The organism is Nocardioides bruguierae, assembly GCF_023656415.1.
Classification (GTDB): Bacteria; Actinomycetota; Actinomycetes; order Propionibacteriales; family Nocardioidaceae; genus Nocardioides; species Nocardioides bruguierae.
The window spans coordinates 147,559-169,285 of sequence record NZ_JAMOIL010000013.1 but is presented as its reverse complement, the minus strand read 5'-3'; the positions used below and the strand labels follow the sequence as shown (position 1 = coordinate 169,285).

The following is a 21,727-nucleotide window of genomic DNA, read 5'->3' as shown; positions in this document are numbered from 1 at the left end:
GTGGTCGAGGTGCGAGGAGCGCCGGCGACGAGCCTCGAGACCGCCGGCGCACGGTCTCAGCGCAGGAGCGGGTCCAGCCCCTGGACGAGCGGCAGCAGGTCCTCGACGGCCGCGACGGCCACGTCGACGCCCCCGGGCGCGCCGACGAGCCAGACCGCGGCGTGCACGTGACCGGTCTCGTCGGTGACGGCCACGGCGAGGGAGGCGCAGCCGGGCGCCACGTCCTCGCGGCGGTGGACGTAGGCGGCGCCGCCGGCGCGCAGCTCGCCGAGCGCGCAGGAGTCGAGCACCTGGTTCAGCTGGGCCTCGCCCACGGGCGGCGGGAAGTCCTGGTCGACGTCGCGGAACCGCACCAGGTCGCCGCGGTAGGTCACCAGGTGGATGCCGACCCGCACCCGCAGCCGCAGGCCGGCGAGCACGTCCCGGGCGGCCTTCACCAGCACGGTTGGCTCACCGGCGCCCGCCGCGTCCACGAAGACCCCCATCCGCACCCCCAGCGCGAAGCCCTGGAGCCCGGGCAGCCGCACGAGGTACTCCTCGGCGACCAGGATGTTCACCAGCCGGTAGACGGTGGCCGGGGCCATGCCGAGGCGCTGGGCGATCTGCTTGGCGGTGACCCCGTCGCCCTCGACGGCCACGGCCTCCAGCACCCGCAGCGCGCTCTGCACGGCCCGCGGCTGGCGCCCGCCGATGATGCCGCCGTCCCCCGCGGGCGGCCCGGCCGGGGCGTTCACGGGCGGGTCCCCGGAGAACGGTGAGCACCGGGGGCGTCGGGCCGCAGGACGTCGGCGCGGGTCGGCTCGTCGTAGAGGCCCAGCGCGAGCCCGCGGCGCCGGGCGCGGCGGCGCCACAGCGCCAGCGCGGCCCCCACGACCAGCCCGTAGGCCACGAACCCGCCGACGGCCCAGGCACCGCCGGTCGCCGCGCCCCACAGCACGATCACGACCAGGACGCCGGCCACCACCCGCGGCACGACGGCACCGAGCTGGGTGCGCTCCTCCAGCCGGCCCAGCAGCGCGGGCGCGGCCAGGCAGACCAGCACGTAGCCGAGCAGGTAGCCGAACGCCGACATGGTCATCACCAGCACGAACAGCGCCGGCACGGAGAACCCGACGAGCAGCAGCACGGCCGGCACGACGGCGAGGTGGGCGCCGACCAGCACGATGGCGGCGGACGGGGTGCCGCTGGCGGCGCTCACCCGCCCCAGCACCGGCGGCAGCAGTCCCTCGCGGGCCATGGTGAACACGATCCGGGCCAGGGCGGTCACCGAGCCCAGCGCGCAGGCCACCCAGGAGGCGGTGATGCCGAGGTTGAGCAGCAGCTCCAGGGCGGGGGCGCCGTCGCCGCCGGCCAGGCTCCACGCCAGCCGGTCGGAGGTGCCGCCGGCCGCGAGGTCGGCACCGAAGAGCAGGCTCGCGACGACGTACAGGCTCGCTGCCACCAGCGGCGTCCACCGCACCGCCCGGGGCACCGTCACCATCGGCTGGCGCGACTCGCTGGCCAGGGTCGTCGAGGACTCGAACCCCACGAACGCCATGGTCGCCAGCAGCAGCGCCACGCCCCACTGGCCGGGGGCGAGCGCGGTGGTGAGGCCGGCGGAGATCGACAGGTCGGAGGCCGCCACGACCACGAGCACCACGAGGACGACGGTGATCGCGACCGTCTCGGTCACCAGCACCGCGCGCGCCGAGGCCCGCACGCCGCGCACCAGCAGCACGACCACGCCCACGGCGGCCAGCACCGCGGCCACCGCGCTCAGCCCCGGGCCGGGGTCGCCCAGCGGCCCGGGTGGTGACCCGAGCAGCCGCGCGCCGTCGTCCAGGGCGGCGAGGCCGAACTGGCCCGCCCCCAGCACCCCGACGCAGGCGGCGCCGCCGTAGCCGATCGCCATGGCCGCGCCGGCCACGACGCCCGGGCCCGGCCCGAGGCCGCGCACGGTGAAGCCGTAGAGCCCGCTGACGCCGACCATCCGCCCGGCGAACACGTTGACCGCCGCACCGACGCCCGTCATCAGCACAGCGACGAGCGCGAAGACGAGCGCGCTCCACGCCCCCGCCACGGGGTGGACGACGGCGGGCACGGTGACCATCACCGCCGACGGCGCCACCGCCGCGACCGACTGGGCGAGCACCTCGGGGAAGGCCATGGTCCGCCGCGCCAGCCCGCTGACCGGCGAGCGGCGCAGCAGGGGCGAGGGGGACGGAGCCGGCATGGCGGGCAACCTAGTCGGCCCGACGACGCCCCCGGCAACACACGTGTGAACGCGCCGCGTCGCCGAATGAGAATCCGCAGGGCCCCCGAGCGAGACGGGCCCGCAACACGATTCCCGACTGAGGTCGCAGGCCTTTCACGCCGACGAGACACAGCCGCAAGGCGGGCTCACCAGGCTGGTGCCGACCGCCGGACGGGCAGCGCAGCCCGGGCCCGGCACCGCACCCGCTCTGACTGCGAGGAGGTCCTCGTGACCACCAGCCCCACCGGATCCGGAGGCCGTCTCACCGGCTCCCTCGGGCCCGGCGCCATCGTCTTCATGGTCGTGGCCGCCGCCGCGCCGCTGACCGTCGTCGCCGGCACCGTGCCGATCGGCATCGCCGCCGGCAACGGCGCGAGCTTCCCGGCGACCTACGTCGTCTGCACGCTCGTGCTGCTGCTCTTCGCGGTCGGCTTCACCGCCATGACCAAGCACGTCCGCTCGGGCGGTGCGTTCTCCACCTACATCGCGCGCGGCCTGGGCCGCCCCGCCGGCGTCGGCGCCGCCCTCCTGGCGGTCGTCTCCTACGCCACGATCCAGCTGGCCGTGTACGGCTTCATCGGCGCGGCCACCGGCGCCCTGGTCACCGGCCACGGCGGCCCGGACCTGCCCTGGCCCGTGTGGTCGCTGCTCGTCCTCGCCGTCGTCGGCGTGCTGGGCTACCGGCACATCGACCTCTCCGGCAAGGTGCTCGGCGTCCTGCTGGTCGCGGAGGTGGCCGTCGTCCTGGTGATGGACGTCGTCATCGTCGCCCGCGGCGGCGGCAGCAGCGAGGGCCTGGCGACGGCGGCGTTCAGCCCGACCTCCTTCACCACCGGCGCCCCCGGCATCGCGCTGATCTTCGCCGTGGCCGGCTACATCGGCTTCGAGGCCACCGCGATCTTCCGCGACGAGGCCCGCGACCCCGACCGCACCGTGCCCCGCGCCACCTACGCCGCGCTGCTGGTCATCGGCGTCTTCTACGCCTTCTCCGCGTGGGCGCTCGTCTCGTGGTGGGGGGACGCCGGCGCCGTGGCCCGTGCGGCCGCGGACCCCGGCACGATGGTCAGCGAGACCGCCACCCTGGTGCTCGGCTCCGCCGTCGGCGACGTCGTCGAGGTGCTGCTCGTGACCAGCGTCTTCGCCGCGATCCTCTCCTTCCACAACGTGCTCTCGCGCTACCTGTTCACGCTCGGCGACCCCGACTCCGAGGTGGCCGTGCTGCCCGCCGGGCTCGCCCGCGCCCACAGCAAGCACGCCTCCCCGCACGTCGCCTCGGTCGCCACCACGGTGATCGGCCTCGTCCTGCTCGCCGGGTGCGCCGTCGCCGGCCTCGACCCGGTCAACGAGATCTTCACCTGGTTCGCCGGCATGGCCGTCGTGGGCCTGCTCGCCCTCATGCTGCTGACCTCGCTGGCCGCGCTGGTCTTCTTCAGCCGCCACCGCGGCCTGGCGCCCGCCTGGTCCGGCCTGGTCGCCCCCACGCTCGCCGTCGTGGGCCTCGGCGTCCTCGTCGTCATGACCCTCGACAACCTCACGCTGCTGGTCGGTGGGTCCTCCACCGTCGCGGCCGTCTTCGAGGTCGTCCTCGCCGGGTCGTTCCTCGTCGGCGCCGTCGTCGCCGGCCTGCCGCCCGTCACCAACGCCGTCACCAGCACCACCGCACCGCTCGCCACCGACCCGCTCACCCAGGGAGAGACCGCATGACCGCCACCGCCCACTCCAGCACCGCGTCCACCACGGCTCCGAGCACGGAGCACCCGCTGTCCATGCTGAGCGCGGCCGAGATCGCCGCGACGAAGGCGATCGTCGAGGCCGCCGGCCTGCTCGGCGAGCAGGTCCGCTTCGGCTACATCGGCCTCGAGGAGGCCCCCAAGGCCGAGGTCCTCGCCTGGCAGCCCGGCCAGCCGTTCGCCCGGCGCGCGACCGCCGTCCTCGTGGACCGCGCGACCGGCGGCGTCACCACCGCCACCGTCGACGTGACCGCGGGCGTGGTCGTCTCCACCCGCGTGGTCGACACCGCGGCCGAGGGCCACGGGCCGATCCTCGACGAGGAGTTCGAGGACATCGAGGCCATCCTGCTCACCTCCGACGCGTGGCTGGCCGCCCTGGGCAAGCGCGGCATCGACCCGATGATGGTCCGCGCCGTGCCGCTCTCGCCCGGCAACTTCGGGTACGAGGACGAGGTCGGCCGCCGCATGTGTCGCGTGCTGGCCTTCCTCCAGCTCGACGACGCCGACCTGCCCTGGGGCCACCCGATCGACGGCGTCTGCGCCTACGTCGACCTCACCGCCGGCGAGGTCTTCCACGTCGACGACAACAAGGTGATGGACGTGCCGATGGAGCGCGCCCAGTGGGACGCCGAGCCGCACGCCTCCCCGACGCGCACCGACCTCAAGCCCATCGAGATCACCCAGCCCGAGGGCCCCTCGTTCACCGTTACCGACAACCTGGTCGAGTGGGCGAACTGGCAGTTCCGGTTCACCTTCGACGCCCGCGAGGGCCTCGTGCTGCACCAGATCGGCTGGAAGGACGCCTCGGCGCCCGGCGGCGTCCGCCCGATCATCAACCGCGCCTCCATCCCCGAGATGGTCGTGCCCTACGGCGACCCGCAGCCCTCGCGCTACTGGATCAACTACTTCGACCAGGGCGAGTACGTCTTCGGCCGCTACACCAACGCCCTCGAGCTGGGCTGCGACTGCCTGGGCGACATCACCTACGTCGACGCCGAGATCTCCGACGAGCAGGGCAACCCGCGCACCATGCGCAACGCGATCTGCATGCACGAGGAGGACTACGGCGTGCTCTGGAAGCACACCGACCTGTTCAACGGCATGGCCGAGACCCGCCGCAACCGGCGCATGGTGATCTCGTTCTTCGTCACCATCGGCAACTACGACTACGGCTTCTACTGGTACCTCTACCTCGACGGCACCATCGAGCTCGAGGCCAAGGCCACCGGCATCGTGTTCACCTCGGCCTTCACCGGCCCGGACGGGTTCGCCACCGAGATGGCCCCCGGCCTCGGCGCGCCGTTCCACCAGCACCTGTTCTCCGCCCGCCTCGACATGGCGGTGGACGGCCACGTCAACGCCGTGGACGAGGTGGACGCCGTCCGCGTGCCCGTCGGCCCCGAGAACCCACACGGCAACGCGTTCCGCCAGCAGCACACCCGGCTCAGGACCGAGCAGGACGCGATCCGCGACGCCGACAACCTCAAGTCGCGCACCTGGCTGATCACCAACCCCGAGAAGAACAACCGCCTGGGCCAGCCGGTCGGCTACGCGCTGCACCCCGAGGGCCAGCCCGCCCTGCTCGCCGACCCCTCCTCGGTCATCGCGCAGCGCGGCGCCTTCGCCACCCACCACCTGTGGGTCTCCGCGCACGAGGACGGCCAGCGCTGGCCCGCCGGCGAGATGGTCAACCAGTCCACGGGCAAGGACGGCCTGGACTCGTTCGTGGCCGGTGACCGCGACGTCGACGGCGCCGACCTGGTCGTGTGGCACACCTTCGGCCTCACGCACTTCCCGCGGCCCGAGGACTGGCCCGTCATGCCCGTCGACATGACCGGCTTCAAGCTCAAGCCCGTCGGGTTCTTCGACCGCAACCCCGCGCTCGACGTGCCCTCCGGCACCACCCCGCACTGCCAGGGCCGCGGATGAGCGCGCGGATGGTCCTCGTGGGCCGGCTGGCCGTCGTCCTCGCGCTGACCAGCGTCACGCTGCACGTGATCGCGACGCTCGACCTGCCGCTCGCCCTCGCGCTCGGCATGCTCGTGGCCGCGGCCGCCTGCCTGTCGTGCGTGCCCGCGCTGTGGCGGGGCGGGAGCGTGCTGGCGTGGTCGATGGCGGCCGGCGTGAACGTCGCGATGCTGGTGGTGCACGCGGTGGCGATGTCCTCGATGACCACCTCGTCGTCCTCGTCGTCCTCGTCGTCCTCGTCTTCGGGAATGGCCGGGATGGCTGACATGAGTGCCCACGACCACGCCGCGGCACACGCCTCCGGCGCGGGCTGGGACCTCATGCACGTCGCCTCCGTCGTCGCCGGTGCCGAGGTGCTCCTGGCGCTCGGCGCGCTCGCGACCTTGGCCGTCGCCGCCCTGCGTCGCCGTCGGGAGGTCCTCGCCCCCGCCTGATCACCGCCGGTGGTCGAGGTGCGAAGCCGTCCACGGCTGAGCCACGAGACCCCCGCACCCGGCTTCGGCACTCGCCGTCGTCAGGTGCGGGGGACTCGTGGTTCCTCGCCAGGACTCGCCGGGGCTCGTCACCCCTCGACCACCGCCGGTCGACCACCGCCGGTGGCGTGATCGGCCTAGAGTGAGCCCGTGCCCGAGCTGCCCGAGGTGGAGTCGCTGGCCCACGACCTGGGCCGGCGTCTGGACGGTCGCGCGATCGTGAAGGTCCACGTGCCCCAGTTCTCCGCGCTGAAGACGTTCGACCCGCCGGTCACCGCACTCGAGGGGACGCTGGTGGACGGCGTGGGCCGGCACGGCAAGTTCCTCGACATCGAGGCCAGCGGCGTCCACCTGGTCCTGCACTTGGCGCGGGCCGGGTGGATCAGGTGGCGCGACGAGGTGCCGGCGCTGCCGCCCAAGCCGAGCACGAAGTCGACGCTGGCGGTGCGCCTCGTCCTGGACGACGGCTCCGGGCTCGACGTCACCGAGGCCGGCACCCGCAAGAGCCTGGCGCTGTACGTGGTGCGCGACGCCCAGGAGGTGCCGGGCGTGGCCAGCCTCGGCCCGGACCCGCTCACCGACGACTTCACCCGCGAGAAGCTGGGCGAGATCCTCGCCGCCGAGGGCCGCAAGCAGCTCAAGGGCGTGCTGCGGCACCAGGGCACCATCGCGGGCATCGGCAACGCCTACTCCGACGAGATCCTGCACGCGGCACGGATGAGCCCGTTCAAGCCCGCCGACAGCCTCACCGACGACGAGCTGACGACCCTCCACGACGCGCTGCGCGGCACGCTCGGCGACGCCGTGGCGCGCTCCGCCGGCACCGCCGCGTCCGAGCTGAAGAGCGAGAAGAAGACCAACATGGCCGTGCACGGTCGTACCGGGCAGGCGTGCCCGGTGTGCGGTGACACGGTGCGCGAGGTGTCGTTCGCCGACTCCAGCCTCCAGTACTGCGCGACCTGCCAGACCGGAGGCAAGCCGTTGGCCGACCGCAGGATGTCCAGACTGCTGAAGTAGGTGGTGAGGGCAGGGGTGAGGCCTCGACCCCTACAGTGGCCACACCTGCCCGGTCGGGCAGCCCCCTCGAGCCCTGGAGCGCCCGCCATGATCCCCACCGTCAGCATCGACGGGGTCCCCGACCCGCTCCCCGAGGACCTGACCATCCTGGACGTGCGCGAGTACTCCGAGTGGGAGGCCGGGCACGCCCCGGGCGCCCTGCACATCCCCATGGGCGTTCTCCCGGTGCGCCTGCAGGACGTGCCGCAGGACCGGCTCCTCGTCGTCTGCAAGGTCGGCGGCCGGTCGGCCCAGGCGGCGATGTACCTCGTCCAGCAGGGCTACGACGTCATCAACCTGGCCGGCGGCATGGAGGACTGGGCCGCGGCCGGTCGTCCGCTCGTCTCCGAGAACGGCGACACCCCGGCCGTCGTCTGACGACGTGGCTGCCGGTCGAGCCACAGGCCGGGCTCAGCCGTCGCTGCTGTCCTCGGCGCACGTGGTGGTGAGGTAGGACAGGAAGGCCGCGAGGTCGGTCGCCTCGTCGTCGTCCACCTCGTCGAGGGCGTCCAGCGCGTTGTCGGCGTCGCCGGACTCCAGCGCCCCCACGATCGCCTCGTAGCCCCGCCGCGCCTGCTTGCCCATGCCGGACGGCGTCCCCGTGTCGAGGATCTGGTCGGTGGCCTCGGTGTCGTCCGCGGCGTCGACGTCCAGCGAGGACCAGGCCGAGCAGAAGGCACTGGTGCTGGCGTCGTCCGGGCCGGCGGTGTCCTCGGCGTCGCTGCCGCAACCGGCCAGCAGCACGCCCACGAGCGCCAGCGGGGCGAGCACGGAGGCCAGGGAGCGGGTTCGACGACGCACCGCGCCACCGTAGCCAGGCGGGGGAAGCCTGCGGGACGCCGGCCCCGTCGGCGGTCCTCAGCGCCCGTCGTCGAACGCCGCGGGGAGCGGCACGCTCAGCACGGCCGGCAGCCCGTCCAGGTAGTCGCCGCGCGGCACCTCGACGATCCCGAGGCTGCCGAGGTGGTCGGTGCGCCACTGCACGTCGATGAGCCGGTCCCCGGCGTGCTCGTCGCGCAGCAGGTCCACCAGCCCGACCAGCGCCACCTTGGAGGCGTCGGTGACGCGGTGGAACATCGACTCCCCCGCGAACAGCCCGCCGATCGCGACGCCGTAGAGCCCGCCGACCAGCTCACCGTCCTGCCAGGCCTCCACGGAGTGCGCCCAGCCCAGGTCGTGCAGGCAGGAGTAGGCCTCGACGATGTCGTCGTCGATCCAGCCGTGCGGGCGGTCGGGGTCACCGCAGGCGAGGACGACGTCGGTGAAGGCCGTGTCGACCCGGATCTCGAACCCGCGCAACGAGCGGCGCAGCGAGCGGGAGACCCGCAGCCCCTCGAGCGTCAGCACGCCACGCTGGACCGGGCAGAACCAGTACATCGGGTCGCCGAGCGCACCCGAGGGCATCGGGAACAGGCCGCTGCTGTAGGCCCGCAGCAGGGTGCCGGGCTCCAGGTCGGCGCCGACGCCGACCAGGTCGTCGTCCGCGTCGAAGCGTCGCCGGTCCGGGAAGGACCAGGGCGTGGGGGGCGGCTGGACGGGCACCCCACGACCGTAGTCCCCAGGGGGGTGGGTGGTTGCCCACCCGGACGTTGGGCAGGATCGAGCACATGAGTCGCAGCCGCAGCCTCGTCGGAGCCGTGGGACGACGCGTGGCCCCCAAGGTCACCGGCGTGGCCCCCGGGCTCACCAGCACGTTCGTCCGGCAGGCCCTCGAGCGGGCCATCGCCGGCGTCGGGCCGCTGCCCAGCGCCGCCGCCGCGGCGAGCACGGCGCTCACCGAGCACGGCGGGGACGCGGAGAAGGCCGTCCGCAAGATCACCGAGGACCACACCCGCTACGCCGGGGCCCAGGGGTTCGTCACCAACATCGGCGGGCTGGTCACCAGCACCGTGCTCGTGCCGGCCAACATCTCCGGCCTCGCGCTCGTGCAGTCCCGGATGCTCGCGGTCATCGCCCACCTGCGCGGCTACGACCTGGAGGACCTGCGCACCCGCAACGCGATCCTGGCCCTCCTGCTCGGCGAGGACCGGGTGGACGACCTGGTCAGCGACCGGACCCTGCCCGCGCCGCCCATGGCGCTGGCCACCGCCCCCGCGCACGACCGGACCCTGCACGAGCAGCTGGGCACGCTGGTGGCCACCGAGCTCGTCGAGCGGATGGTCGGCAAGCGCGCCGCGGTCACGATCGGGCGCCGCGTCCCGTTCCTCGGCGGGGTCGTGGGCCTCGGCGCGGACGGCTACAGCACCTGGAAGGTCGGTCGGTACGCCGAGCGGGAGCTGCTCGTGCGGCGCAAGGCGTAGCCCGCAGCCGGGTGCGGCGGTCGGGTCAGGAGCGGCGCAGCACCCGCCGGTAGACGCGGTGCAGGCCGCGGCCGGCGCGGGAGCGACGCACGCCCCGCAGCGCCTTCTCCTTGGCCCGGCGCCAGCGGTGGGCCCGGTGCAGCTCGGCCCGCAGGTGCTCGATCTCGCCGTGCAGGCGCGCCTCGTGCTCACGCATGGCCACGCCCTCGACGAGCAGGGCGGTGATGGCGTCCACGGCCGCGTCGGCCACCTGCGACTCCCGCGGGGAGTCGGGGTCGGCCCAGCGGGTCGGCGGGGGCCCGGGGTGCAGGTCCGCGAGGTCACCGACGACGTCGTAGCCGCGGCGGCGCACCTCGTCCGACCACTGCTCGCTCACCTCGACCGCCCACGGGTGGACGTCGGGGGGCAGGGCCAGGCGCGGGCTGCCCGAGCGGGCGGAGAGGGTGCGGTGGGCGAGCAGCTCGCGCACGAGCGGGCGGTAGTCGGCCGGCGGCACGACGCCGGTGGCGGCGGTGTTGATCCGCCGCACCAGGGCCGCCTCGGGCACGCCGAGGGAGGCGTTGGCGCGGTCGGCCTCGAGGTCGAGCTCGATCCCGTCCAGGCCGAAGGCGCTGGAGAACCGCTGCCACAGCAGGTCGCGGTCGGCGCCCGAGGGCGGCACGGTGATGAGGTGCACCCGCTCGGGCGGCAGGTCGCCGACCCAGCGGTCGAGGATGGCGGGGATCTCCTGCGCGGCCCAGAACCAGCTGGAGACGCGGGTCGGCCGGGCGGGGTCGCGCAGGTCGGCCAGGAACTTCTCGTAGGTGAGGGTCGAGCGGTGCTTGACCGTCTCCTGCCACTCGGCGGGCACCTGGCGCACGAGGTCGCGCACGGAGATGAGGACGTGCACCTCGGCGCCGTCGGGGTCACCGGGGGCGTGGCCCAGGTCGGCCAGCGCCTGCGCGGCCTGCGTGCGGGTGGCGGTCGCGAGGATCTCGTGGCTGACGATCGAGGTGCCCTCGAACGCGCGGACCTGGGCGGCCAGCTGCTCCCAGCGGCCCACCGCCTCGGTCTCCAGGCCGCCCCAGGGCAGGTCCATGAGGTCCAGCGCGGCCAGGAAGTGGGCGTCGAACCGGTCGGCGGGGTACAGCACGCCCGCCCGCTCCAGCGCCGGCCGCGAGCGCCACAGCACGTCCTGCAGGTAGGACGTGCCGGTCTTGGGGGTCCCGACGTGGAGGAGGACCTTCGCGCTCACCGGGTGCCCCCTGTCTCGTCGTCGTGCTGGTCGTGCCTGTGCTGGTCGTGCCTGTGCTGGTCGTGCCCGGGTTCGTCCTGCTCGTGCGCCCGCTCGGTGCCGGTCAGCATCCGCAGCGCCAGGGAGAGGACCCCGACCTCGTCGGGCTCCGCGGCGTCGCGCCCGGCCAGGGAGCGCAGGTCCGCCACGAGCAGGCCGGGGTCGCCGTGCACAGGGTATCCGGCGTCCTCGAGGCCCCGACGCTGCCGTCTCGACTGCCGCTGGACCCACCGGTGCAGCTCCGCCGGCACCCCCAGGGCGGGGCCGGGCAGGCCGTCGACGCGCGCGAGGAACGGCCCGCGCATGAGGTGCCGGCCCCGGGCGCGGGGCACCCGCAGCGCCAGGGTCGCCGAGACCCGCCGGGCCAGCTCGACGGCGTCGGCGGGCACCCGCGGGGGCGGCGGGAGGTCGCGCACCCGCAGCAGGCCGGGCAGGAGCGCGGGGTCGAGGACGATGCGGACCGACTCCGGCCCCAGGTCGCCGGCGCGTCCCGGCCGCTGCGCGCGACGCTCGGCCCGCACGGCCGCCAGGCCGGCGGGGTCGGCGCCGCGGGGCAGGAGGTCGCGCTCGGGCAGCTGACGCACCCACGCCGGCCAGCCGGTGAGCCGGCCGCGGCCGGAGAAGGCCAGGGCGGTCCAGCTGTCGGTGAGCATCGTGGCGAGGTCGGCGCCGAGCACGACGAGGCCGGCGTCCGGGTGACCCAGGCGCACGCCGCGCGCGTGCAGGCTGCGGCGCAGCAGGTCGGCGCGCCAGGGGTCGCCCGAGACGGCCGGACGACGGCGGGCGAACCGCCGCGCGGGCGGGCGCTGCGGCGCCTCCTGACCGCGGCCGCCACCGGCGGCGACGAGGTCCTCGGCGAGCAGCGCGGAGGCGAGCCGGACGAGCTCGGGGCGGGGCAGCAGGGTCGGGTCGGCCGGGGCGTAGCCCCAGCCGCGGTCGGGCACGACGCCGACGAGGTCCAGCTCGGGCCGCCCGCGGCCGGGCGGCGAGGTCGTGAGCACCCGCTCGACCAGCGCGTCCTGCGGGCGCGCCGCGGGGCCGGCGTCCGCCCGGAGCTGGAGGTTGAGGCGACGCAGCAGCTCCAGCTGCTGGGCGCCCGGGAGGGTGCGCGCGCTGGGCTCGGCCGCCCCGGCCCACGCGGGCCAGGTGGTCGTGCCGCCGTCGCGCAGGTGGGCGAGCCAGCCCCAGGCGCGGGCGGCCCCGTCCGTCACGAGCCGCCGAGGCGCTTGACCAGGCGGCCGGCCTTGGCGGTGGCGCTCTCGTGCGGGTCGGGGCGCTCGCTGGCGCTGAGCAGGGCCACGACCAGCGCGTCGAGCGAGGCCTCCAGGACGTCGGCGGGGTCGGCCTTGTCCGGGTTGGCCCACGCCTCCTGGGCGTCGACGCCCTCGGGCGCGGCGGGCCACACCGGCTTCAGCTCGTCCAGGTCACCGATCACGTCGACGCCGGCACCCTCCGCCCACTCGCGGGCCCGCTCGGCCATCTCCTCGACCCACTCGTAGTCGCGCGGGGGCACGGTGATCTTCTGCATGTTCTCGCGCTGGGCGAGGTGCTGGTGAGCGAGGGTCTGGCGCACGAGGCGGCGGTAGTCGTCGTCGAGCAGCTGCCCGCGCAGGCGGCGGTTGAGCTTGCGCAGCAGCGTGGTCTCCGCGGCGCCCATCGACTGGTTGGCGCGCTCGGACTCCTCCGGCCCGGCCGCCGGGTCGACGCCCACGGCGCGGCAGAACCGGTTCCACAGCTCGTCGCGCGGGGCGCCCTTCTGCGGCACCGTCACCAGGTGCACCCGCGAGGGCTCGAGGTTGGCGCCCCAGCGACTGAGGACGTCGGGCAGCGACTGGACGCGCCAGAACCACATCTCCGACGGCGTCGTGCGGGTCTCGCGCAGCTTGGTGAGGTAGCGGTTGTAGGGCGTCTTGCCGCGGTGCTTGACGTGCTCCTGCCACTCCGCAGGGATCTGTCGGCCCAGGTCACGGGCGGTGTAGACGACGTGGACCTCCATGTCGGAGAGGTCCTTCATCGCCCGCTGCACCTGCTCGGCGGAGGCGCCGGCGAGGATCTCGTGGCTGATCAGGATGTCGTCGTCGCCGCGCAGCGTCCGCTTGACCAGGCCCTCCCACTCGCCACCGGCGCGCTCGAGCAGGCCGCCCCAGGGGCGCTGGATGAGGTCGAGGGCGGGCAGGAACATGTCGGAGCGCACCCCGATCGGGTACCGCACCCCCGCCTTCTGCAGGCTCTCCCGGTTCGTCAGCCACCGGTCCTGGAGGTAGGTGGTGCCGGTCTTCGGGGCTCCGATGTGCAGGAAGACGCGCCTGGTGCTGCTCACGCGCCCGATTCTGCCTCACCCGTCGAGGCGGGGCCCTCCCCCGGTGTCACCCGTCGCCACCCTCGCCCGTGCCCGCCAGGGCGCGGACGACGGCCGAGGGGCTGGGCCGCCCGAGGTGACCGGCCATCCAGGCGCTGGTCGCCACGAGCCGGTCGAGGTCCACGCCGTGCTCGATACCGAGCCCCGTGAGCATCCAGACCAGGTCCTCGGTGGCGAGGTTGCCGGTGGCCGAGGCCGCGTAGGGGCAGCCGCCCAGGCCGCCGGCGCTCGCGTCGAAGGTGGTGACGCCGGCGCGCAGCCCGGCCAGCACGTTGGCCAGCGCCTGCCCGTAGGTGTCGTGGAAGTGCAGGGCGAGCCGCTCGGGCCCGACCCCGGCGCGCTGGAAGGCACGCACCAGCGCCGACACGTGGCCCGGCGTGCCGACGCCGATGGTGTCGCCCAGGCTCAGCTCGTCGACGCCCAGCTCCAGCAGGCGCAGCCCCGCCGAGACCACCTGGTCGACCGGCACCGGGCCCTCCCACGGGTCGCCGAAGCACATCGACAGGTAGCCGCGCACCGCCACGCCGGCGTCCCGGGCCCGGCCGACCACGGGGGCGAACATGGCCCACTGCTCGGCCAGACCGCGGTTGAGGTTGCGCCGGGCGAAGGTCTCGGTGGCGGAGCCGAAGACGGCCACGTGGCGCAGGCCGAGGGCCAGCGCGCGGTCGAGCCCCTTCTCGTTGGGCACCAGGACGGGGAGGCCGACCGCCTCCTCCTGCAGCTCGGCCAGCAGGTCGGTCATGAGGGCCTCGGCGTCCGCGAGCTGCGGCACCCAGCGCGGGTGGACGAAGCTGGTCGCCTCGACCACGGGGAGTCCGGCGTCCAGCAGGCGGCTGACGAACGCGGCCTTCACCGGTGTCGGCACCACGGTCGCCTCGTTCTGGAGGCCGTCGCGGGGGCCGACCTCCCAGATCCGCACCGCCCGGGGCAGCCCCGGCTCCCCGACCGGCATCGGCAGCGGCCGCGGCACCGGCTTCGGCACCGACTTCTGCACTGCCGTCACTGCACACCTGCTCTCCGAGCGGAGGCTCCCTGGTCACCGCCCTGGTCGCCGTCCACCTGCTCGTCTCGTTGTTCCACGTGGAACAACAGGCTTCCGCGTGACACCTGTGCACCGACCTCCTCGGTCACCGTGACCACGGTTCCCGACCTCGGGGCCCGCAGCGAGACCTCCATCTTCATCGCCTCCAGCACGCCGAGCACGTCTCCTTCCGCCACCGTTTCTCCCGTGGAGACCAGGACCGCGGTGACGGTGCCCGGCATCGGTGCCGTGACCGCGCCGTCGCTCGCGGCGGCGGCCCCCGCCGCCCGGGCCGGAGCCTCGAGCACGACGCGCTGGCCGCGGTGGGAGGCCTCGGCGCGGGGAGGGCCGCCAGGCTGCGGGCCCGGCTGCACGTGCACGACCACCCGGTGCCGCGTCACGCCGGCGGCGTCCCCGACGTCCACGGTGACCACGTGGTCGGCTGCCTCCAGGACCCGCAGGACCAGGGCCTCGCCGTCCGGCCCGGTGACCGTGGCGCCGTGCGCTTCGGTGACCGATCCCGAGGCCACGCCCAGGTCCACCAGGACGGGGCGGTCCAGCCGCACCCGCACCGGGGCCCGCGGCCCGGAGGACCGGAAGCCGTCGGCCGCCCAGGCCCCGCTGCCCGAGCCGCCGCCCGAGCCGCTGCCCGACCCCGCTTCCGCCCCACCGCCATGACCCAGCCAGGCAGCCACCCAGGCGGTGACGGCACGCGCGACCCCGGCGTCCGGAGGCGCGGGCAGCGGCTCGCGGTCGAGCCAGGCGGTGTCGATCGCGGCCGCGGCGAACGCGTCGGTGGCCACCAGGGCGCGGAGGAACCCGGTGTTCGTGGTGAGGCCGAGCACGGCGGTGTCGTCGAGGGCCGCGAGCAGCCGGAGGCGGGCGTCCTCCCGGTCGACGCCGGTGGCGACGACCTTGCCGAGCATCGGGTCGAACCCGGTGGAGACCGTCTCGCCGCTGGTCAGGGCGTGGTCGACCCGCACGCCGGGGCCCTGGGGCCAGCGCACCAGGGTGGCGGTGCCGGCCTGCGGCAGGAACCCGCCGAAGGCGTCCTCGGCGTAGACCCGGGCCTCGATGGCGTGCCCGGTGACGGCGACGTCGTCCTGGCCGAACCCGAGGGGCTCGCCGGCGGCGACCCGCAGCTGGAGGGCGACGAGGTCGGGGTGCTCCCCGCGCACGGTGGTGGTGGCCTCGGTGACCGGGTGCTCGACCTGGAGCCGGGTGTTCATCTCGAGGAAGAAGAACTCCCCCGTGTCGGCGTCGAGCAGCATCTCCACCGTGCCGGCGCCGGTGTAGCCGACCTGCTGGGCCAGCGCCCGAGCGGCCTCCGCGAGACGGGCGCGGGCCGCGGGGTCCAGCGTGGGGGCCGGGGCCTCCTCCAGCACCTTCTGGTGGCGGCGCTGGGGGGAGCAGTCCCGCTCGCCCAGCGTCACGACGGTGCCGTGCTCGTCGCCCATGACCTGCACCTCGACGTGCCGGCCGCGCTCGACGTAGCGCTCGACCAGCATGGTGTCGTCGCCGAACGCGGAGGCGGCCTCGCGGCGCGCGGCGGCCAGGGCCTCGGCGTACTGCTCGGGCGAGCGGACCACCCGCATCCCCTTGCCGCCACCGCCGGCCGCGGCCTTGACCAGCACCGGGTAGGAGAAGGTGCCCGGGTCCTCGTCAGGACCCCAGGCCGGCACCACGGGGACGCCGGCCCGCTCCGCGATCGCGCGGGCGTGGTCCTTGCGGCCCATCGCGTCCATGACGTCGGCGCGGGGGCCGACCAGCCGCACGCCGGCGTCCGCGAGGGCGCGGGCGAGGGCCGGGCGCTCGGAGAGGAAGCCGTAGCCGGGGTGCACCGCGTCGGCCCCGCAGGCCAGCGCCGCGGCGACCACGGCGTCGACGTCGAGGTAGGAGGGCACCTCGAGGGTCGCGTCGGCGGCACGGACGTGGTGCCCGCCGGCGGCGCCGGGCCGGGCGTCGGCGGGCGTGTGCAGCGCGACGGTGCGCAGGCCCAGGTCACGGGCGGTGCGCAGCACGCGCAGGGCGATCTCGCCGCGGTTGGCGACGAGGAGGGTGCGGATCGGGCGGGGCTGGTCTGCCTGGCGTGCCTGGGGGGTGTCGGTCATGGTGCTCACATCCGGAACAGCGGGGTGGACCGCGGGGCCAGCGGCGCGCGGCCGGCCACGGTGAGGGCGAGGCCGAGGACGCGGCGGGTGTCGGCGGGGTCGAGCACGCCGTCGTCCCAGAGCCGGGCCGTGGCGTACCAGGGCGAGCCCTGGGCCTCGTACTGCTCCCGGATGGGCGCCCTGAACGCGTCCTCGGCCTCGGGGCTCCAGGTCTCGCCCCGGGCCTCGAGGCCGTCGCGGCGCACGGTGGCCAGCACGGAGGCGGCCTGCTCGCCGCCCATGACCGAGATACGGGAGTGCGGCCAGGTCCACAGGAAGCGCGGGTCGTAGGCGCGTCCGCACATGCCGTAGTTGCCGGCACCGAACGAGCCGCCGATCACCACCGTCAGCTTCGGGACGCGCGTGGTGCTGACCGCGCTGACCAGCTTGGCCCCGTCCTTGGCGATGCCGGCGTTCTCGTACTCGCGCCCGACCATGAACCCGGCGATGTTCTGGAGGAACAGCAGCGGGATGCCGCGGGCGTCGCACAGCTCGACGAAGTGGGCGCCCTTGAGCGCGGACTCGGAGAAGAGGATGCCGTTGTTGGCCAGGATGCCGACCGGGTGGCCGTGCAGGTGGGCGAAGGCGCAGACCAGCGTGTCGCCGTAGAGCGGCTTGAACTCGCTGAACCGGCTGCCGTCGACCAGGCGCCGCAGCACCTCACGCACGTCGTAGGGGGTGCGCGGGTCGGCCGGGACGACGTCGACCAGCGTGGCCGGGTCGAGCAGCGGCTCCTCGACCGGTCGGACCTCCCACGGGGGCGGGGCCGGGGCGGGCAGCGTGTCGACGATGCCGCGGACGATCTCGAGGGCGTGGTCGTCGTCCTCGGCGAGGTGGTCGACGACCCCGGAGGTGCGGGCGTGCACCTCGCCGCCGCCCAGCTCCTCGGCGGTGACGACCTCGCCGGTGGCGGCCTTCACCAGGGGCGGGCCACCCAGGAAGATCGTGCCCTGGTCGCGCACGATCACGGTCTCGTCGCTCATCGCCGGCACGTAGGCACCGCCGGCGGTGCAAGAGCCCATCACGGCGCTGACCTGGGCGATCCCGGCGGCGGAGAGCCGGGCCTGGTGGAAGAAGATGCGGCCGAAGTGCTCGCGGTCGGGGAACACCTCGTCCTGCATCGGCAGGTAGGCACCCCCGGAGTCGACGAGGTAGACGCAGGGCAGGTGGTTCTCCTCGGCCACGCGCTGCGCGCGCAGGTGCTTCTTCACCGTCAGCGGGAAGTAGGTGCCGCCCTTGACGGTCGCGTCGTTGGCGACGACCACCACCTCGCGCCCGGCTACGAGGCCTATTCCGGCGACGACACCGGCGCTCGGGACGGCGTCGGGGCGGTCGAGCCCGGGCACGCCCTCCCCCGCACCGTCGCCCTTGCCCTTGCCCTCCCCCTTGTCCTCGCCCTTGGCCGCGCCGGCGTCCTCGTCGTACATCCCGGTGGCGGCCAGGGGCGCGATCTCCAGGAAGGGGCTGCCGGGGTCGAGCAGCCGGTCGACCCGCTCGCGGGCCAGCAGCTTGCCGCGGGCGGTGTGCCGTTCGCGGGAGCGCTCCGGCCCGCCCTGCCGGGCCAGCGCCAGGCGGGAGTGCAGCTCGGTCACCAGGGCCCGCATGTCGTCCACGTCACACAGGTTAGCGAGCGTTAACCGGTGGGGCCAGCGGGGCCGTCAGCCGGGTTCGTCAGCAGGGTCCGTCAGCCGAAGCTGCACACCGCCGTGCAGGTGGTGAACCAGTCGAGCCCGCCGTCCAGCGAGGCGATCTGCTTGCGGCCGGTGCTGTCGTCGAACCAGAACAGGGCGTAGGCGGGCGCGTCCGCCTGGGCGCCCGCGGCGTTGCCGACGGAGACGGGGCTGAACCGGCCGTCGTAGTCGTGCCGGGGGCCGATCTCGGTGAAGGCGGCCCGCAGCCCCGTGCCCGACAGGGCGGAGTAGCCGGTGACCGGCACCGCGTCGACGGCCACCCCGTCGCTGCCGGTGCAGCGGCCGTCGTTGCCGGAGACGTCGCAGTAGGAGTCGATGCCCACCAGGTCCACCCGCGCGGGCAGCGCGGCGGTCACGCTCGACTCCTCGCCGACGGAGACCACGTTCGCCGAGTACGCCCAGGCGAGGTTGTGCACGCCGCGCTCGGCGGCCCGGTCCTGCATGGCCGCGTACAGCTGCGTCAGCGTCGAGGCGTCCGCCCCGCCCCACCAGAACCAGGTGCCGTTGGCCTCGTGCAGGGGTCGGAACAGGACGGCGGCGCCGCGCTCGCCCAGGGCGGCGAACCGGTCGAGCACGCGGTCGTAGTCGGCCCAGAAGACCTGGCCGGCGGCGCTGCCGGTGTCCAGCAGGTCCGCGACCTGGCCCTGACCGGTGGTGTCGTCGGAGGAGCCGCCCGTCCACGGGTTCGGGGCGTGCCACGAGGCGGTGAGCAGCACGCCCTGGTCGGCGAGCGAGGCCAGGTCGCTCGTGCGGTCGGAGCCGTTGTCGAGGGCGTCGACCAGCTCGTCGGCGTCGAAGCCGACCAGGGCCGGCAGCGTGCCGAGGCGGTTCAGCGGCCGCGCCCAGCGGTCGTTGGAGATGTTCACCTGCTGCCCCAGGCCGGTCCGGCCGCTCGCCAGCCAGCCGTCCAGCGTGGCGAGGAGGCAGCCGACCGCCGGGTCCGCCGAGGTGTCGACGGGGGCGGGGTCGGGGGTCGTGGAGCAGGTCCCGCCGGTGCTGCTGGGCTGCGCTGACGGGGTCTCGGTCACGGGCTCCTCGCTCACGGTCACGGTGGCGGTGGCGGTGGCGGTGGCCGTCGGGGACGCGCCGGCGCTGCCGGCGTCCGTGCCCCCGGTGACCTGCTGCACCAGGTCGCCCACCTGGTCCTGCGCCTCGCTGACGGAGACCAGGCCCACCTCGGCACCCGCGTAGGCGATCACCATCGCCAGCACGGCGCCCGTCGTCGCGAGCAGCGCGGCGACGCGGCGGGAGTGACGGGTGGGGCGGGGCACGGGTCCATGGTCGGGCATCGGGCCAGGCGGTGGGTCCGCTTCGCGCGAGCCGGACGTCGGCGCACGCGTGCCTCCCCTCACCTGCTGCGCCCACCGATGCCGTCACCCGGTGCTGCGCGGGGGCGCGTCCCGCCCTGCTCGGCGCCGGGTGCTCGATACGGTGACCGGCGTGAGCCGGCGCGAGCAGATCCTCCAGACCGCCGCGCGGCTGTTCGCGGCCCGCGGCTTCCACGGGGTCTCCGTCTCCGAGATCGGCGCGGCCTGCGGCATCTCCGGGCCGGCCCTCTACAAGCACTTCGGCTCCAAGGACCTGCTGCTGGCGGAGATGCTCGAGCAGATCAGCGTCCGCCTCCGGGACGAGGCACGCCGCCGCGTCGCCGCCGCCGACTCGCCCGCCGCGGCCGTGACCGCGCTGGTGGAGCACCACGTGGCCTTCGCGCTGGAGCAGCCCGCGCTGATCGTCGTGCAGGACCGTGACTGGGCCAGCCTGCCCACCGACGCCCGCGAGCGTGTCCGCGGCCTCCAGCGGGAGTACGTGGCCACGTGGGCCGAGCAGCTGCGGCTGCTCTCCGCCGCCCGCTCCTCCACCTCGCCGGACGCCGAGGCGCTCTCCGAGGACGAGGCGCTCTCCGAGGACGAGGCGCGGGCAACGGCGCACGTCGTCTTCGGGCTGGTGAACTCGACCCCGCACTCGGCGGTGCTGCCCGCGGACGAGATGCGCGTGCTCCTCACCCGCTCCGCGCTGCGAGTGCTGGGGCTCTGAGGCCGCTCACCGTCCACAGGCCCGCGCCGTGGCGCGACCCTCCCCAGGGACGCCGTCGACCCTGGCCGCGACCCGCCGCCCCTGGTGTCGTGGACCCATGACGAGCGAGGCGACCGCGTGGCCGGCACCGGGTGAGCAGCACCCGGTGACCCGCGTCCTCGCGCGCCTCGACACCGCGGTCGGCGAGGCGCTGGAGGTGCCGCTGCTGGGTCTGGACGAGCCGCGCGCGGCCGAGGCGCTCGCCGCCGTGACCGCGGTGGAGTCGCGGCTGGTCGCGCTGCGTGCGCGGCTGACCTCGCAGGCGGAGGCGGTCGGCGTCGGCACGGGCACCGGCACCCGGGACGCGGGGGCCTGGCTGGCCCACCGGTCCCGGCTGTCGTCGGCCGAGGCTCGCCGTCGGTCGCGGTTCGCGCAGCGGCTGGTCCGCTGGCAGGCCGTGGCGGCGGCACTGGCCGAGGGGGACGTCAACGCCGAGCAGGCCCAGGCGATCACCACGGCGCTCGACGACCTCCCGGACTCGCTCGACCCCGCTCTCCTCGACCGCGCCGAGGCCCACCTGCTCACCGAGGCCCGCGACTTCGGGCCGAGGGAGCTGCGGGTCATCGGGGAGAGGCTGCTCCACGTCGTCTCCCCCGAGACGGCCGACGCCCACGACGCCCGAGTGCTCAGCGCGCAGGAGCGGGACGCCTGGGAGCGTGCCGACCTGTGGATGAACGACGACGGCCACGGGGCCACCTGGGGCCGCTTCCGCATCCCGACCGCCTCGGCCGCGGTGCTGCGCACCGCCCTCCACGCGCTGGCCGCGCCCGCGCGACGACCGGACCCGGAGCGTCCCGCCGACCCGGGCCCGCCCGGTCGGTCCCGGCCCTACCGCTTCCGGATGGGGCAGGCCTTCTGCGAGCTGCTCGACCGCATCCCGGTCGACGCCCTCCCCGACACCGGCGGCGCCAACGCCACGATCGTGGTCTCGATGACCCTCGACCAGCTGCGCGCCGAGCCGCGTGAGCGGGCAGGCGACCACGGGGCGGGCGCCGTCGCGTCCCTGGACACCGGCGACCGGCTCTCCGTGGCCGACGCACGACGGCGGGCCTGCGAGGCCGGCCTGGTGCCCGCCGTCCTGGGTGGCGCCGGACAGGTCCTCGACCTCGGCCGACGACGCCGGCTGTTCACCCGGTCGCAGCGGCTGGTGCTCCAGAGGCGTGACCGCGAGTGCACCGCGGACGGCTGCGACGCGCCCGCCGGCTTCTGCCACGCCCACCACGACGAGCCCTGGTCACGCGGGGGCCCGACCGACCTGGCCAACGCCCGACTGCTGTGCGGGCACCACCACCGGCGCATCCACGACCCGGCCTACCGGGCGGAGATCACCCCCGACAACCAGGTCCGGTTCCACCGGCGGACGTAGACCCACCGGCGTCCCTGGTCGGCCGCCGGGCCGG

19 protein-coding genes are annotated in these 21,727 nt (G+C 75.1%); 8 read left to right on the top strand and 11 right to left on the bottom strand.

What is annotated here, in order from left to right; genetic code table 11:
* Window positions 1-56 precede the first annotated feature (56 nt).
* Together M8330_RS12275 and M8330_RS12270 are read right to left on the bottom strand one after the other, a co-directional pair.
* The gene (locus M8330_RS12275; RefSeq protein ID WP_250827551.1) at window positions 57-734 is read right to left on the bottom strand and encodes a helix-turn-helix domain-containing protein; all 678 of its coding nucleotides are present in this window, start codon (window positions 732-734) and stop codon (window positions 57-59) included.
* On the bottom strand, window positions 731-2,212 hold the full coding sequence (locus M8330_RS12270; protein ID WP_250827550.1) for an APC family permease: 1,482 nt from the start codon (window positions 2,210-2,212) through the stop codon (window positions 731-733). The genes M8330_RS12275 and M8330_RS12270 overlap by 4 nt, the downstream gene beginning before the upstream one ends.
* Before the next feature lie 249 nt (window positions 2,213-2,461).
* On the opposite strand from M8330_RS12270, the gene M8330_RS12265 reads away from it, so the two are divergent.
* The 5 genes from M8330_RS12265 (at window position 2,462) to M8330_RS12245 (ending at window position 7,838) form a co-directional block, all read left to right on the top strand.
* Window positions 2,462-3,937, top strand: coding sequence for an APC family permease (locus M8330_RS12265; RefSeq protein ID WP_250827549.1), 1,476 nt, complete (start codon window positions 2,462-2,464; stop codon window positions 3,935-3,937).
* Complete coding sequence (locus M8330_RS12260; RefSeq protein ID WP_250827548.1) at window positions 3,934-5,892, top strand: primary-amine oxidase; 1,959 nt, start codon at window positions 3,934-3,936, stop codon at window positions 5,890-5,892. The genes M8330_RS12265 and M8330_RS12260 overlap by 4 nt, the downstream gene beginning before the upstream one ends.
* Window positions 5,889-6,365 carry a hypothetical protein gene (locus tag M8330_RS12255; protein WP_250827547.1) on the top strand — a complete coding sequence of 159 codons (477 nt, stop codon included), beginning with the start codon at window positions 5,889-5,891 and terminating at the stop codon, window positions 6,363-6,365. Before M8330_RS12260 ends, M8330_RS12255 begins: the two co-directional genes overlap by 4 nt.
* A 189-nt stretch (window positions 6,366-6,554) precedes the next feature.
* Window positions 6,555-7,421, top strand: coding sequence for an Fpg/Nei family DNA glycosylase (locus M8330_RS12250; RefSeq protein ID WP_250827546.1), 867 nt, complete (start codon window positions 6,555-6,557; stop codon window positions 7,419-7,421).
* An 87-nt stretch (window positions 7,422-7,508) separates the two neighbouring features.
* Window positions 7,509-7,838, top strand: coding sequence for a rhodanese-like domain-containing protein (locus M8330_RS12245; RefSeq protein ID WP_250056004.1), 330 nt, complete (start codon window positions 7,509-7,511; stop codon window positions 7,836-7,838).
* A 33-nt stretch (window positions 7,839-7,871) separates the two neighbouring features.
* Here M8330_RS12245 and M8330_RS12240 read toward each other — a convergent pair whose 3' ends face one another.
* Entirely contained in the window at window positions 7,872-8,261 is a 390-nt protein-coding gene (locus M8330_RS12240; protein ID WP_250827545.1) for a hypothetical protein, read from the bottom strand.
* A 57-nt stretch (window positions 8,262-8,318) separates the two neighbouring features.
* Complete coding sequence (gene aat, locus M8330_RS12235) at window positions 8,319-9,002, bottom strand: leucyl/phenylalanyl-tRNA--protein transferase (RefSeq protein ID WP_250827544.1); 684 nt, start codon at window positions 9,000-9,002, stop codon at window positions 8,319-8,321.
* 65 nt (window positions 9,003-9,067) lie between these two features.
* On the opposite strand from aat, the gene M8330_RS12230 reads away from it, so the two are divergent.
* A complete protein-coding gene (locus M8330_RS12230; protein WP_250055999.1) occupies window positions 9,068-9,760 on the top strand; it encodes an EcsC family protein in 693 nt (230 codons plus the stop codon).
* 25 nt (window positions 9,761-9,785) lie between these two features.
* Here M8330_RS12230 and M8330_RS12225 read toward each other — a convergent pair whose 3' ends face one another.
* The 7 genes from M8330_RS12225 to M8330_RS12195 all read right to left on the bottom strand — a co-directional run bounded on the left by M8330_RS12225 (window position 9,786) and on the right by M8330_RS12195 (window position 19,525).
* The gene (locus tag M8330_RS12225) at window positions 9,786-10,994 is read right to left on the bottom strand and encodes a hypothetical protein (protein WP_250055997.1); all 1,209 of its coding nucleotides are present in this window, start codon (window positions 10,992-10,994) and stop codon (window positions 9,786-9,788) included.
* A complete protein-coding gene (locus M8330_RS12220) occupies window positions 10,991-12,244 on the bottom strand; it encodes a hypothetical protein (protein ID WP_250827543.1) in 1,254 nt (417 codons plus the stop codon). Before M8330_RS12220 ends, M8330_RS12225 begins: the two co-directional genes overlap by 4 nt.
* Window positions 12,241-13,353 (bottom strand): hypothetical protein, encoded by a 1,113-nt coding sequence (locus M8330_RS12215; RefSeq protein ID WP_250827542.1) that lies wholly within the window; start codon window positions 13,351-13,353, stop codon window positions 12,241-12,243. Before M8330_RS12215 ends, M8330_RS12220 begins: the two co-directional genes overlap by 4 nt.
* A gap of 46 nt (window positions 13,354-13,399) precedes the next feature.
* Entirely contained in the window at window positions 13,400-14,395 is a 996-nt protein-coding gene (locus M8330_RS12210) for a hydroxymethylglutaryl-CoA lyase (RefSeq protein WP_250827541.1), read from the bottom strand.
* Window positions 14,392-16,524 carry an ATP-binding protein gene (locus M8330_RS12205; protein ID WP_250827540.1) on the bottom strand — a complete coding sequence of 711 codons (2,133 nt, stop codon included), beginning with the start codon at window positions 16,522-16,524 and terminating at the stop codon, window positions 14,392-14,394. The genes M8330_RS12210 and M8330_RS12205 overlap by 4 nt, the downstream gene beginning before the upstream one ends.
* Window positions 16,525-16,529: 5 nt before the next feature.
* The gene (locus M8330_RS12200; RefSeq protein WP_250827567.1) at window positions 16,530-18,167 is read right to left on the bottom strand and encodes a carboxyl transferase domain-containing protein; all 1,638 of its coding nucleotides are present in this window, start codon (window positions 18,165-18,167) and stop codon (window positions 16,530-16,532) included.
* A gap of 80 nt (window positions 18,168-18,247) precedes the next feature.
* Complete coding sequence (locus tag M8330_RS12195; protein ID WP_250827539.1) at window positions 18,248-19,525, bottom strand: glycosyl hydrolase; 1,278 nt, start codon at window positions 19,523-19,525, stop codon at window positions 18,248-18,250.
* Between the two features lie 169 nt (window positions 19,526-19,694).
* Between M8330_RS12195 and M8330_RS12190 the strand changes: the two genes are divergently transcribed.
* Both M8330_RS12190 and M8330_RS12185 read left to right on the top strand, forming a co-directional pair.
* Entirely contained in the window at window positions 19,695-20,288 is a 594-nt protein-coding gene (locus M8330_RS12190) for a TetR/AcrR family transcriptional regulator (protein WP_250827538.1), read from the top strand.
* 97 nt (window positions 20,289-20,385) lie between these two features.
* Window positions 20,386-21,693: an HNH endonuclease signature motif containing protein gene (locus M8330_RS12185; protein WP_250827537.1), complete on the top strand. Its 1,308-nt coding sequence runs from the start codon at window positions 20,386-20,388 to the stop codon at window positions 21,691-21,693.
* Window positions 21,694-21,727 lie beyond the last annotated feature (34 nt).

Excerpts from the sequence above, each read along its gene's own strand:
- M8330_RS12245 (WP_250056004.1), top strand. The coding sequence starts at position 7,509 with ATGATCCCCACCGTCAGCATCGACGGGGTCCCCGACCCGCTCCCCGAG.
- M8330_RS12230 (WP_250055999.1), top strand. The coding sequence starts at position 9,068 with ATGAGTCGCAGCCGCAGCCTCGTCGGAGCCGTGGGACGACGCGTGGCC.
- M8330_RS12185 (WP_250827537.1), top strand. The coding sequence starts at position 20,386 with ATGACGAGCGAGGCGACCGCGTGGCCGGCACCGGGTGAGCAGCACCCG.
- M8330_RS12255 (WP_250827547.1), top strand. The coding sequence starts at position 5,889 with ATGAGCGCGCGGATGGTCCTCGTGGGCCGGCTGGCCGTCGTCCTCGCG.
- M8330_RS12205 (WP_250827540.1), bottom strand. The coding sequence starts at position 16,524 with ATGACCGACACCCCCCAGGCACGCCAGGCAGACCAGCCCCGCCCGATC.
- M8330_RS12200 (WP_250827567.1), bottom strand. The coding sequence starts at position 18,167 with ATGCGGGCCCTGGTGACCGAGCTGCACTCCCGCCTGGCGCTGGCCCGG.
- M8330_RS12270 (WP_250827550.1), bottom strand. The coding sequence starts at position 2,212 with ATGCCGGCTCCGTCCCCCTCGCCCCTGCTGCGCCGCTCGCCGGTCAGC.
- M8330_RS12260 (WP_250827548.1), top strand. The coding sequence starts at position 3,934 with ATGACCGCCACCGCCCACTCCAGCACCGCGTCCACCACGGCTCCGAGC.